Origin of the sequence: Culturomica sp. (assembly GCF_003524185.1) — a bacterium.
GTDB classification, from domain to species: Bacteria; Bacteroidota; Bacteroidia; order Bacteroidales; family Marinifilaceae; genus Culturomica; species Culturomica massiliensis.
This window is the reverse complement of record NZ_DOED01000008.1, coordinates 91,045-104,476: the sequence shown is the minus strand read 5'-3', so window position 1 is coordinate 104,476 and position 13,432 is coordinate 91,045. Positions and strand designations below refer to the sequence as shown.

Annotated in this window: 11 protein-coding genes; 7 read left to right on the top strand and 4 right to left on the bottom strand. The window is 44.0% G+C overall.

Annotated features, from left to right (window positions below; genetic code table 11):
• The first annotated feature begins 13 nt into the window (after positions 1 to 13).
• The 4 genes from DD657_RS03355 (at position 14) to DD657_RS03340 (ending at position 5,690) form a co-directional block, all read left to right on the top strand.
• Complete coding sequence (locus tag DD657_RS03355; protein ID WP_021988918.1) at positions 14 to 1,531, top strand: RagB/SusD family nutrient uptake outer membrane protein; 1,518 nt, start codon at positions 14 to 16, stop codon at positions 1,529 to 1,531.
• Between the two features lie 151 nt (positions 1,532 to 1,682).
• Positions 1,683 to 3,005: a zinc metalloprotease gene (locus DD657_RS03350; RefSeq protein ID WP_118773116.1), complete on the top strand. Its 1,323-nt coding sequence runs from the start codon at positions 1,683 to 1,685 to the stop codon at positions 3,003 to 3,005.
• 52 nt (positions 3,006 to 3,057) lie between these two features.
• Complete coding sequence (locus DD657_RS03345; protein ID WP_021988920.1) at positions 3,058 to 4,200, top strand: retropepsin-like aspartic protease; 1,143 nt, start codon at positions 3,058 to 3,060, stop codon at positions 4,198 to 4,200.
• A 122-nt stretch (positions 4,201 to 4,322) separates the two neighbouring features.
• Positions 4,323 to 5,690, top strand: coding sequence for a thioredoxin family protein (locus DD657_RS03340; protein ID WP_068689659.1), 1,368 nt, complete (start codon positions 4,323 to 4,325; stop codon positions 5,688 to 5,690).
• Positions 5,691 to 5,764: 74 nt separating this feature from the next.
• On the opposite strand, the gene DD657_RS03335 is transcribed toward DD657_RS03340, so the two are convergent.
• Positions 5,765 to 6,325: an RNA polymerase sigma factor gene (locus DD657_RS03335; protein WP_287048479.1), complete on the bottom strand. Its 561-nt coding sequence runs from the start codon at positions 6,323 to 6,325 to the stop codon at positions 5,765 to 5,767.
• Between the two features lie 213 nt (positions 6,326 to 6,538).
• Between DD657_RS03335 and DD657_RS03330 the strand changes: the two genes are divergently transcribed.
• Entirely contained in the window at positions 6,539 to 7,078 is a 540-nt protein-coding gene (locus DD657_RS03330) for an HdeD family acid-resistance protein (RefSeq protein ID WP_021988923.1), read from the top strand.
• A 178-nt stretch (positions 7,079 to 7,256) separates the two neighbouring features.
• Here the strand turns inward: DD657_RS03330 and DD657_RS03325 are convergent, their stop codons facing one another.
• Positions 7,257 to 7,574 carry a hypothetical protein gene (locus tag DD657_RS03325; protein WP_021988924.1) on the bottom strand — a complete coding sequence of 106 codons (318 nt, stop codon included), beginning with the start codon at positions 7,572 to 7,574 and terminating at the stop codon, positions 7,257 to 7,259.
• Between the two features lie 5 nt (positions 7,575 to 7,579).
• Complete coding sequence (gene ispE, locus DD657_RS03320; RefSeq protein ID WP_021988925.1) at positions 7,580 to 8,416, bottom strand: 4-(cytidine 5'-diphospho)-2-C-methyl-D-erythritol kinase; 837 nt, start codon at positions 8,414 to 8,416, stop codon at positions 7,580 to 7,582.
• A 255-nt stretch (positions 8,417 to 8,671) separates the two neighbouring features.
• Between ispE and DD657_RS03315 the strand changes: the two genes are divergently transcribed.
• Entirely contained in the window at positions 8,672 to 9,139 is a 468-nt protein-coding gene (locus DD657_RS03315; protein WP_021988926.1) for a thioredoxin family protein, read from the top strand.
• Positions 9,140 to 9,234: 95 nt separating this feature from the next.
• Entirely contained in the window at positions 9,235 to 9,945 is a 711-nt protein-coding gene (locus DD657_RS03310; protein WP_021988927.1) for a phosphatase PAP2 family protein, read from the top strand.
• Here the strand turns inward: DD657_RS03310 and DD657_RS03305 are convergent.
• Positions 9,938 to 13,378, bottom strand: a complete 3,441-nt coding sequence (locus tag DD657_RS03305) for a P-loop NTPase family protein (protein ID WP_287048478.1) — start codon at positions 13,376 to 13,378, stop codon at positions 9,938 to 9,940. The two genes, DD657_RS03310 and DD657_RS03305, sit on opposite strands and share 8 nt — an antisense overlap.
• Positions 13,379 to 13,432 lie beyond the last annotated feature (54 nt).

Sequence of the window (13,432 nt, the reverse complement as noted above, 5' to 3'; positions counted from 1 at the left end):
AATACGAACGGAAATGAAAACACAAATGATAAACCGAAGCCATATTGTCATTGCCTGCCTGTGCGGCATATTGTTTATGAGCTCCTGCGAAAAGTTTCTGGAACTGCATCCCCGGGATAAAAAAGTAGTGAGTACAATTGAAGATTACCGGGCTATCCTGGCCAGTTACATGAGCCTGCTGAAAACGCCCAACCGGAACCAGGATGCGGTATTCGGCATCTATTTCAACTACCCTTATTTCGACATGGCCAAATACCTGGGGATCTATACGGGCGAAACGGTGTTAAACCGCAACTCCTTTTTTTACTATGATAAAAATACAGGTACTTATACCGCCGAAGGATTGCAATTACTCACCTGGATGAATACCGACCCCTATTGCTGGAACCGATACTACCGGTTTATCGGTTCGCTCAATCTGCTGATCTCCGGTGTCCGTACTGCTCAGGGAAATGACGAAGACTGGAGAAACCGCATATTGGGAGAAGGGCTCGTATGGCGGGCCTTTTCATTCTACAAGCTGCTGCAATATTATTCACCTTACAAAAACAACCAATACGGCATACCGGTTTATCTCGACCCGGCTAAAGATATCGGAAACGCTATGCCTCCCCGCAAAACCCAACAGGAAGTATTTGCCCAGATACTGAACGATTGCCGGGAAGCCCTGATTTTACTGGAAAAAACTCCGAGCTCCGACTGGAATTGTGCCTGGCGTGAAGATTTTATCAACGCCATGATGGCCAGTATCTACATGTGGAAAGCAATGTCCGGAGCAGCCGAGGACACCGATTGGAATAACGCTGAAAAATGTGCAGCAATAGCCATGAAAGGCCGCTCTTTGACTCAATCTTCAAACATACTGCGCCAAATGTTCGACTGCCGGGAAGTTACGACAGCCTCCGACATGATAAGCGATGAATTCTATTTCCGGATACTGGACGGCAACAACGGGCAAATTTTTAATTTTCCATACGCTTACTACCAAGCCGAATTGGTAGACGGAAACGCCAGTAACCAATATTACACCCTTTTCAAAGACAACGATATCCGCAAAGACATCTATTTCACTGCAAACGGATTGCAAAGCGACAAATACAACCTGCTGGGTCTGGGAAACGGTATCATCACTTCGGCCAGAGGCGGAAGTCTGATGTTATTCCGCCTGGCTGAAATGTACCTGATCAAAGCTGAAGCTCTCCTACGTCAAGGCAAGACCGGAGAAGCCCGGAAAACATTGGAAGAATTCAAATCAGCCCGCTACGACGGCAACTTCGATCTGCCCGGCGATACGGACGGAATATTACAGGAGATACTGAACGAACGAAGCCGCGAATTCTATATGGAAAACGATTTTCGCTGGTTGGACATGAAGCGACTGGGAATCAGTATAAAACGAACCATCGGCCGGAATACCTATACACTGGCTCCCGATGATTTCCGCTACTCCTTTCCGATTCCGGCCAAAGAGATCGAACTGAACAGAAATATCGTGCAAAACCCCGGATGGGAAAACGTCCAACTGGATTAAAACAGAAAGGTTAGTAAAGAACGAATGAAAGGTGGAATACACATCTTTTAAAATAATTTCAGATTCACGGCTTTAGATTTACGATTAATCCCAAAATCCAACAGGTATGCAACAAGGATACCATGATTCATAAATCAAAAATAACAATACGATGATAAAAAAAAGAGCACTGTATATGATTCTGCTCCTGGGACTGCAATCGATTTGGAGTTGCAGTCCGGAAGACATAACTTATTATAACAACGAAGAGGTTGATATAGCAACAATCGCCAGAGTTATCCTGGAACCCAATCAGCGTCGATTGATTGCCGACGGACATGCACAACTGGATCTGCGTCCGGTGATGTTTGACCAAAAAGGTATCCGGATTCCGGACACCCGGGTTAAAGAAGAATGGCTGGAATACACATCTGACGAAGATATATCTCTCTCCCGCCACTTCTCTACCACAGAAACGTCACTGATCGGCAAGACGGTCACGATACGGGTAAAAATCAAAGGAACCGATATTGAATCATCGCCGGATTCTTGCCGAATCATCGCCCCTTTGGAAGAGAAATATACTTCAGATATAATCATTCCGGTTATTTTCCACATCCTACAAACCAAGGAGGACATCGAATCCTACGGCGGTCCGTACAGTGATGAAAAAATAACCCTGCACCTCTCCAAACTCAACAATTTATTTGCAGGTACGACTTCGGTAAATCCCGTTGGCGTGAATACCCACATCCGGTTTGAAATGGCCCGGTATACTCCGGAAGGCCAAAAAATGCTCACACCCGGCATCGAACGGTTGACCATTCAGGAATTGAACGCCGCCGATACCATCAACGGTTTTGCCGATTTTCTGACAGCCCGGCATCTGCTATGGCCCCCTGAACGTTATATGAACATCTGGCTGATTTCCGACCGCAAGAATAAAGTCAACGACTTTGCCAACACCATAAGTGCCGACTGTTATCCCCATTATGTATATCCGGGAACTCCGGCAGACAACCGTCCGGAAGGCATCGCCTGGCAGGAAATCTCCCCCGGAACGACCTTCGGTCCCAAAAATGCAGGCGTCATCTATAAATTGCAGGAACTGGATGTCGTCAGCAGAGAATTCAGCGATAAGAGTTACCTGGCCTCTGCAAACAACGAACTGGCCTATTATATAGGCTGTTATCTCGGTCTGTTCACAACCTGTACATTTTCAACAGGAACACCGGGAATAGATGTTGAGCTCAAACCGGACTATTGCGACGATACGATGAATTATTGGGGAACCGACTTTATGAACAGAACCTTCAACACAAGTTGGTATAAACAGGCCCAAGGCTGTTATTTCCGTTCCGAAAATATCATGGACGATCCTACCGGTTTGCATATTTCCGTATCCAAAAATCAATGCGAACGCATTCGCTGGGTACTGGAAAATTGTCCGGAACGGGCAGCCTGGAAAAATGACTTTGCCTTTACGGGAAAATAACGTAAAAAATATAATCCGAAGTTCCTGCGGGGACTCTGCAACATCGTTTTATATGAAAATAGTAAAAATTATTCTTTTGATATCTTTCATCTGGGGATACGGCCGCACCCCGGCCCAGAACACCGGATTTTATCAGGAAATTCCTTACGAAACAATAAGAAATAAAATTATCATACAGGCCGATGTAGAAGGAATAAAAGGGAAATACCTGTTCGACACCGGTGCGCCCGTATGTATCACCCATTCGAGAATGAAAAAAGGACCGGAAAAAAAAGCAATCCGGCAAATGGTAAAAGATGCCCATAACAATGATGCAGAATACCGGCTGGTCATGCTGGATTCCATACAATTGGGAAATATCGGTTTCGGAAAAATACAGGCCCTGGTTTTCGACGAAGGTAACCCGTTGGAACATTTCGGTATCGACGGTATCGTCGGCAGTTCTCTCTTTCCCGATATCGTCATCCGGCTTGATCCCCGGCGGAAAATACTGGTATTGGCTTCAGATACCGGCAGCATGGAACTGAATCCGCAATATGCGATAGACATGGAAAAAGATCAGCAGAACATTCCGTATATCGTCATCGATTTTAAAAACGGATTGCAAGAAGAAGTAATGTTTGATACCGGTACGTCAGCATTTTATGAAATGAACGAACCCATTTATCATCAACTGGCCACAGCACAAGGCATTGTCACAAAAAGCAAAGGATTCGGTGCCTCGGCTATGGGTGTCAACGGAATGGAAAAAGCAGAAAACAAATACCGGGTGCAGATAGACAACCTGTATGTCGGCGCAGGAAAATTCAAAAATGTAGTCACAGAAACCGTAAATGCATCCAGTTCACGTATCGGTACCGGCCTGTTGAAATACGGCAGTGTTACCCTGGATTTTCCCGACAATAAATTCTATTTTACCCCTGACGTTACAACAACCGTAGACCTGAATTACAAAGACTGGAATGTAAATGTCATTGTTTCCGGCGACAGCCTTATAGCAGGATGTATATGGCAAAGCATGGAAGGCCGTTTACAAGCAGGAGAAAAAGTCGTGGCCATCAATGGAAAACGGTATGACAAAATAGATCCCGGCGAAGCTTTAACCTCCTTGGTCTGGATGGAAGGCGAAGAAGCCGAAATTACCGTAATAGATAAAGAAGGCCGGGAAAAAACGGTGACGATCCGGAAAGAATAGATTTTTACAACAAAAATATTTCTTATACCGATACTGCTGCTTTGCCTCCGAATCCGGCAAAAGCATTTATACATTCACATATATCATTCATTATTGCAAGTACTTAATAACAACCATACATTATGAAAAAAAAAGAATTACTATTTTTTCTGCTTCTGGGCTTTTCAAACATCGTTCTGGCCCAGGGAATTACTTTTGAACAGGGGAGTTTCGAAGAAGCTTTGACAAAAGCCGGAACTGAAAACAAATTACTGTTCGTGGATGTATACACCTCCTGGTGCGGTCCCTGTAAAAAAATGGCAAAGGAAGTTTTCACCCGGAATGAAGTGGGAGATTATTTTAACCGACATTTCATCAACTACAAACAAGACGGAGAAAAAGGATGCGGCCCGGAATTGATGAAAAAATACAACATCAAAGCGGTTCCAACCTTTCTCTTTTTAGACCCGCAACAAAATCTGGTCTTGACAATAAAAGGATTCCATACGGCTAAAGATTTTCTGAAAGCAGCCTCCAATGTCAATTTCTTTCGCAAATACGGAGGAATGGCTCAAGTTGAAATCTATAAAAAAGGAAACGGTTCCGTCGATTTTTTTAAAGATTACTACGAAATAGCCCCGGAAGAAGAAAAACCCGAAATACTCAATCATTACCTGTCTGCTATGACGGACCAACAACTGATTGACCCGGAAAGCGGTTCGCTTATCGGAAAAATATCTTTATACAACCCCCAGTTATTCCAACGCATTGCCCAAAATATCGCACAACTTCCCCCCACAGCACCCCTGGAATATTTCCCTTACTATATCCAGCCTTTCGAAAACAAAATCGGTACATTTCTCGAAGAAAGCATCCAACAGGGAAAACAAGCAAAATTCCGGGAACTACTGAAAATAAAAAAAATCCTGAACCGGACAAAACCGGTAAAAAACGATATACAATATACACTGATGACAGCCTCTGACGACCTCTTGAATTTATGGTACGATGCCCATAATAAAGTAAATCCGGAAAAATTCAGAAAATCATTGGACCAATATATGTCAACGTTGATTCAGGCCAATCCGACGGACAGCCTACAGGCAAATTGTGAAAATATTGTATTCCGGATCCATCATCCCGATACGTCCTGGATGGGGCAACTGCTACAAAGCCAGATAAACTATCAAGACTTACTGATCTGGACATACCGGCCGATCTCAAATCTGATCGTTGAATGGACCGCTTATTACTGGCGGACATCCCCTTCTGAAAAAGAAGTCCACAAACGTTGTCTCTCCTGGTTGGAATATGCCTGTAAAGCCAATCCTTACAATCCGGAAACCGTCGTCAAAGCAGCACCGTTACTGGTGCGCCTGAAAGAAAAAAAAGCAGCCGGCACCTATGTCAGAAAAGTGCTCGGTTCGCTGCAAGCCATCGGTTACGACAACGAAAAAGACTTACGTGAATTGCAGAGCATCCTGGATGATATTGAAAACGATAAATTATAAATAGTTCAGAAACAAAAAAACGGACGAAAACGGCCCGCTATACCACCTTCATCGAATAGCTGAAGGTGGTTAACTTACTCCAAACGGAAGATAAGCCACAACAACAAGAGAGGATAATTTTGGAAAACGGTTTTCAAAATTTCAATAGCCCGGGATTTATACGTCTTTACAGAACTGACGGAAATATCCAATTGCCGGGCAATTTCAGTCATCGTTTTTCCCGCCAATATAAGCATCACCACCTGACGGCATTGGGGCGGCAGATTTTCAATAGCCTCATTCAACACACGGCTTACCTCTTCCTCCATCAAATAATCCCTGAACTCCGATTCTTCCGGCTTTTCCTGTTTCCCGATAATCTGTTTCCGGTTTTTGAGATTCCGGACGACATTGACTGTACGGTTACGCACCGAAGTATAAAACAATGCGTTTAATGCTGCCGGAGATTTAACCTCTTTCCGGATTTCCCAGATACGGTGTATCACTTCGATCACCACATCCTCAGCTTCCATTTGTTCCAAACCGTAACGCATGGAAAAAGACACCAACGTCTTATAATACTGGCGAAAAATCACCTCAAATGCTTTCTCACATCCGTCTGCAAATCCTTCAAAATCTTTCTCTTTAATTAACATTATCGTATTTATAACATAAAAGACAGACGACACTCCGACAACATTCAAACTTGCTGGACATTGTCCTAGGCTTGCACTATCTAAGACAAAGATAAAAATATCTTATTCAAATAAAAAACAAGCTGAAAATACCTATTTCCCTAAAAACAACTATTTATAACTTCTTTGACTTTATAATCGTTAAAACCATTGTAAACATATAAAATAAACACAATGGAAACAGTAAAAAATTACAAAGGTACCTACAAATACTGGTGGTTAATGCTTATCGTCGGTATTCTATCTATTTTATGCGGTATATGGGTTTTTAAAAACCCGGTAGAATCTTACTTCGCACTCGCCGTGTATTTCTGTATCATGTTTATCCTCTTCGGAATAGGCGAAATCGTCAACGCTTTCTCTAATCAGCATTACCGGAATTGGGGTTGGGGGCTGGCAATCGGTATTTTAGACCTGGTTATCGGTTTCCTGTTATTAGGGAACTTGGAATGGGCCATCGATATCCTGCCGTTTGCCGTAGGCTTTATACTCATGTTCCTGGGTATCGATTTTATCGGATGGTCCACTCAAATGCAAACCTTGCGGCTTCCCAACTGGGGCTGGGTACTGGCCGGAGGCATACTGACCCTGATATTCTCCTTCCTGATCATCTTCCATCCCTTATTCGGCGTATTCAATATCATCGTTTGGACGGGATTGGCTTTTATTTTCGGAGGAGTATCCGCTATTGTCTTTTCCATATCCCTTAAATAAATCATTAATCCTTAAACTTTTTTCCGGGGATTATAAAATATAAATCAATACACCCGCAGATTCCGCTTCCATATCAATCTCAATCGAAAACCGATTGGCCAGACCAGCGGAATCTGCGGGCTTATCATATCAAAATTACACACTGGGACGGACTCATTGTGTAATTTTCCTCCGTTTATTACAACAAATAATGTCCTAAAAAAGAAATAAACGCTCCTACCACAACAGCCATCAGCAACAACGGGAAAATACACCTCCGGTAGCTTTTACCGGCAGCAATGGCCAAAGGCAATACCAATACAAAAGTAACGAGCGGACCTTTCAACCACCAATTCACTCCGGTAATATGTATATGGTATACCGTATAGGGCATAAGAAAAAAGAAAACAAAAGCCCCCAGCAAAATATATTTATCCACTTTCCGCCGCAACAACGGAATAATACCGATAAATCCGGCTACCAGGCCGATCAGGATGATCAATAAATAAGCTTTCATTGGAATTATTCTTCTTTCAATTTATCCTCTTTCCAGGTAAACTCTGCCCGCATAGGTTCTGCTTTTACTTCCGATCCCCGCGGGAAAATACCGAATACTCCGGAACCGCTTCCGGTCATCGAAGCATAGACGGCCCCTTGTGCATACAGTTCGTTTTTGATCCGTTCGATTTCCGGATATTTTTTGAAAATCGTTTCTTCAAAATCATTTTTCACCCGCTCCTTCCAATTATCCAATGGTAAATTATTCAAATCGTGCAGATCGTACATCGCCTCACGCGGCGTAATCCCGGCGTAAGCCTCTTTTGTGGATACGGCACAGTCCGGTTTCACCACCATTACTTCATAGTCTTCCAAAACCAAATCTATATCTTCCAGTAATTCCCCCTTACCTCCTGCAAATGCCGGCCGATTCCGGATAAAAAAAGCACAATCGCTCCCCAAACGGGCGGCATAATTCAATAAATTCCGTTCCGGGATTTTCAATTCGAAATACTCATTTAAAGCATTCAGTGTAAAAGCTGCATCTGAAGAACCTCCTCCCAAGCCGGCCGCATAAGGAATCACTTTATGCAGGCTGATATTCACTCCCGGCAAATCAAAAGGTGCCGCCAAAAGTTTATATGCACGCACAACCAGATTTTTCTCCTCCTCACAGTCGATAGACAAACCCGTATTCTCAAATTCACATACTCCTTTGGCTCCTCCGGAACGGTTAATCTCAAGAATATCTCTCAATCCGGGCAACGGATATAACACCGTTTCCAGATTATGGAAACCATCTTCACGTTTACCGATCACAGACAAGCCGATATTAATTTTGGCATTTGGATATACAATCATATTTTCTCCGGCTATTTATTGCCGCCTCACGCATATTTTTCGCCTCCGGAGCAGATCGCTCCTTGAACCAATGACGAGAAAAGTGCTATTAAAAAGTTAGAAACTAAAATTATTTAAATACATTTGTCTTTTAAAAACGGAGACAAAAATATAAAAATTACTGATAATCCCCCGATGTATTCCAAATTAGTCATCAACAGGGAAAAACTTTCAAGGTCTCTTTTACGTTATATAATTGAATTATAATTTAATACCATGAAAAATACATTTCTTATTTTAACGTTCCTGACCGTTTGCTTTTTGGGTAATAAAGTTTCAGGACAAACCGTAACACCGCTTACGACTGCTGAATTCAAAGAAAAAATCTGGAATTTTGAAACGGACAAAGACTGGAAATACAAAGGAGACAAACCGGCCATTATCGATATGTACGCCACCTGGTGCGGACCTTGTAAACGTCTGGCTCCTATCCTGGAAGAAATACAAAAAGATTACGGACAGAAATTGCAGATTTACAAAGTTGATACGGATAAAGAAACCCAACTCTCCCGTTTATTCAATGTATCCAGTATTCCTTTGATGGTATTTATTCCTGTAAAAGGCAAACCGTTTCTGGTAAGCGGATTGCGTCCGAAAGAGCAACTGGTGCAGATTATAAAAGAAAATTTAATACCGGAAACAACCCCTAATACTCCCAAAAGTACATCGGGAACCTCAAAATAATCCGGATAAAATCTTCCGGTTTTGAATAAAATTTCAAATCGGATTTGCCCTTGACGATTTTAGATTATCTTTGTATATCTAAAATCGTCATTTTTATGCTGGAATCCTTACAACAAGCCGACCAACAACTGCTTCTTTTCCTGAATGGAATACACAGTCCCTTTTGGGACAGTTTTATGTGGATCTTTACGGCTAAAATGACGTGGATACCTATGTACGCGGCTATCCTGTATGTACTTTTAAAAAACTTCCGGCTATCGGTAAGCCTGATTACAGTCTTGGCCATTGCTTTGACAATCACTTATGCTGACCAAATTTGTGCCACAGTGATCCGTCCCTGTGTTGAACGCCTGCGTCCTTCGAATCCCCAGAATCCGATTTCCGAGTTGATACACCTCGTCAACGGCAAACGGGGCGGCCGCTACGGCTTTCCTTCCTGTCATGCTGCCAACTCATTTGCACTGGCATTTTTCGTTATGCTACTGTTCCGGGAAAGAATGCTGACCCTGGCTATTCTGTTATGGGCTGCCATAAACTCTTATTCCCGTATATACATCGGCGTACATTATCCCGGAGATCTCCTGGTCGGTGCTTTGGTAGGCCTCAGTGGGGCTCTCATCCTATACGGCTTATTCCGTTTCGCTTTAAACCGTCCGGCTTTCGCAGGACGACTAAGATACAGCGATACCGAAAAAGCCCGGATCAGACACCAGATACCTATGAAATATACCCGGCTCATTATCTACACGGAATTGCTTACCGTAGGTGCTATTCTGATTTATTCCTTGTATACGGTAATCAATTAAACCCGATCTTTTTGCGTTCGTTCGTCAGGTCAGCCAACCACTGCTCTGTAAACGCCCCGACATCCGCTTTCGTGACGGACAGGCTCTGTCCCTGCTGTGGCAAGGTTTTCCCTTTTTTCAACAGTCGCTGAATGCAATTGCGGATAATAAACTCGGCAACAATCCGCATTATCCGGGCACTTGCATGCACTCTTTCATCGGTCGCCATCAAACGGGAAATAAAACCGGTCATATATTTACGGGCAGAAGCCGTCAATTCCATATGCTCGTCGGCCAGTTTCCGCTTCAATATCCGTAACAATTCGTCGGCAGTGTAATCTTCAAAAACCAATACATTAACCATATCCGAAGCCTTTTCCACTTCATCCCTGTATTTCATGATAGCAGGTTGCGGACCGGCATACACAACCATGCAATTACCAGGCCGTTCTGCCAGTTGATTAGCTAAAATGGCCCGTACCCGTTCTTTAAAACCGCTGGCATCCGCCAATTTCCGGGAATCCTCATCAAAAAGCAATATTCCTCCCTGGGCTTTTACCAATGCATCTCCAACCAAACGCATAGCCTCCTCTTCCGTTTGGCCGATCAGTTTCTCCGCTTTGAAATCATACACAATGTCCTTTTCAATAATTCCCATCGCTTTATATAAACGGGCTATGATCCGGGCTATTGCTCTCTTTCCCATACCTGAATTCCCGGTAAAACACCACTGCAGCGACATTCGGGTATTCAATTTGATCCCTTGCCCGCTATAATGCCGGGCCAAATCGACAAATTCCCGTATCTGTTTCTTAATCCCGGACTGCCCCACAATTTGCTGCAAATCATCCAGAGCTGCTTTTACTGCGACTTCATCGAACACGTCTTTCACGAATCCCGACGCATCCATCTGGCTGGCCGGAACATCCGCCGCCATCACCGTTGTCAGTTCCTTGCGGGTCAACTCCCGTTTATCCTTAAGCTGCATAATACGATCCGACATCTTCCGGATCGTGGCCTCTACCAATTTTTCCACCCATATCGCATTGCCGAAATTCCGGTCCCGGCGACCATACGTCTTATCGATCAACTCCTTAAACACAACGACAGCCTTCGGATGCAAAGTATATTTCTTTTCTTTCAATTTACGAACGACGATATCCAGCAATTCCTCCCGGCTATAATCACGAAAATCAAAGCGATAAGGAAAATAGTTCTTCAAAGCCGGATTCAACTGCATCATATTGTCCGCTTCTTCCGGAGTTGTTGCCAGAATGACAATCGTTCCCTCGTGTTCCTCCGGAGAAAGATAAGACAACAACAATTCAAAACAAGCCAATCCCGCCGGACTCTTCAACAATAACTGGGCTTCCCCGATATATAAAATACCCCCATTCGCAACACCCAATAATGCCCCGACAACCTGATCCGGCGGAGTAGCAGCATCCGCCAAGGCTGCAGCACTCTGTACCAACACCGTAGGACGTGCCAACACCCCTGCTGCATAATAAATCTCCCCCATCATTTTAGCAACCGTCAATTTCCCCGTTCCCGCATTACCACTGAAAACCATATGCAAGGGAGGCAAGCTGTCATCAAATCCCTGCCTTTGTCTTTCCAACAGGAAATATATGTAATTCAAATGCTGAGCTATGTTCTGCTTCAATTGACGGGCTCCGACCAGGGAATCCAGCTTATCCAATGAATTTCCGGAAACAGTATCCGGGCCCGTGACAACATCCTCCCCGTTGATCAGCATCATCTCTTCCTTACTGAATCCGTGTCCTTTATCCTTCATCATACGCCCGGACATTCTTAATATCATCTCCTCGATCTTTTCATCGATAACAGTACCATAAGTTCCGCCGACCTCATTTCGTACGGTATTTCTCAACCATTTCAACACCTTATCTTCGGCAGCCGGCGTCAGACGGAATTGCCTATTCCCTAACTTTTTAGCAATAATCTCCAGCCATTCTTCCGAAGAATAACTTTCAAAATACAACTGACGGGTAAAACATTTCCGGAACTCCGGAAAAACCTGGGCCAAGCCGGAAATTTCCGATTCGTTATCCGCCAGAATAACCGACACCGGCGGATTCTCCTTCTGCAAAATTCCGATCAGAAGTGCTATAACCAGATTCCCCCGATCCTGTGGATTACCCGGATCGGATAAATCCCCGGCATTCTCAATCAGCAACACACCTCCCTTCGATTCCGCCAATGCTTTACGCAACAATTGCTCTTCTGCCGCATATCCTTCCTTCACCAATTTTTCCCGGTTGTAACAGACTACCTGCCCGTGCTCCAAAAAGCCATAAGATACAAAAAGTTCCCCGAGGATTTTAGCAACAGCGTGTATGCCTGTATCCGGATTTCCGGTAAACAACATATGCATAGCCGGAAGCACATCTTTAAATCCGTTTTCCCGTCTCATCTGAAAAAAATCGGCATACTCACAAATACGGGTTATTTCCTCCTTCACCTTCCGCAATCCGACAAGCTTATACAAGCGATCCAAAACCTCATCCCGGTTTTCCGGAACACGATCAACCGGAGTATCCCCACTTCCCCAAACAACATGCGATATCTCGGAAGCATAATCGTAAGGAATATCCTTTTGCCCGACACAAAAATGAAGAGCAATAACCAATTGTCCGAAAGCATATACCTCCAAACGGTATTCGCCTTCTTGCCAGAAATGTTCTGCGGATTCTCCCAAACCCACATCAAAACATAAAAACCGACGTCCGGAATTATCGCTTATGTATTGTTTGTCTTTTAAAGTACGCCTGCTCTTCACCAAACCGGTCTTACCCGTCAACTGGACTGTAAATTCATATACCCACTCCTCCGGCAATATATTTTCGGCGATCAAATAAAAATGAATATCTTTCAGATGACTGATGTCCAAACATTTAAACGAATGTACCCTGGCTTTCGCTTCGGCTTCCGTTTCCTCGCAGTACTTATCGATTCCAACCTGCTGCAATCGAAAATAAGACGCATAATTTCCATCCTTTCCCATAACAAAAACAGGCTCCGACTGTATTGCCTGTTCCCCAATCTGAGCAACAATCCCGTATACACCTTCCCGAAACCCGTCCTTTCCAGCCTCCGAAGCCGCAAATACAAAAGCATTACAGAAATCACCGGCAACCGCAAGCGTTAGTACAGCATGCTGCCGGGCTACGCATACCGGTTTATCCCCTTCTATCCGAAACAAGGCTACCGATAATGTCACTTCCTGGTTGTCACGCTCTATCGCAACCACCTGGCCTTCCACATCAACATACAGAGACGTCAGTTCTTGCTGTGCATACACCGTACGGTAATCCTTCCTGCCCCATTCATCCGTATCGGCACTGCAACTAACTTCCACCGACTGCAAAACAACCGCACGTTCAACCGCTTTATCACGTTCCGGTTTTGTACTCAAATTTTTGGTATCCATAACATTCAATTTTATACCGGCAAACCCGCAAACCTATTTCCTGCCCGCCCCGAC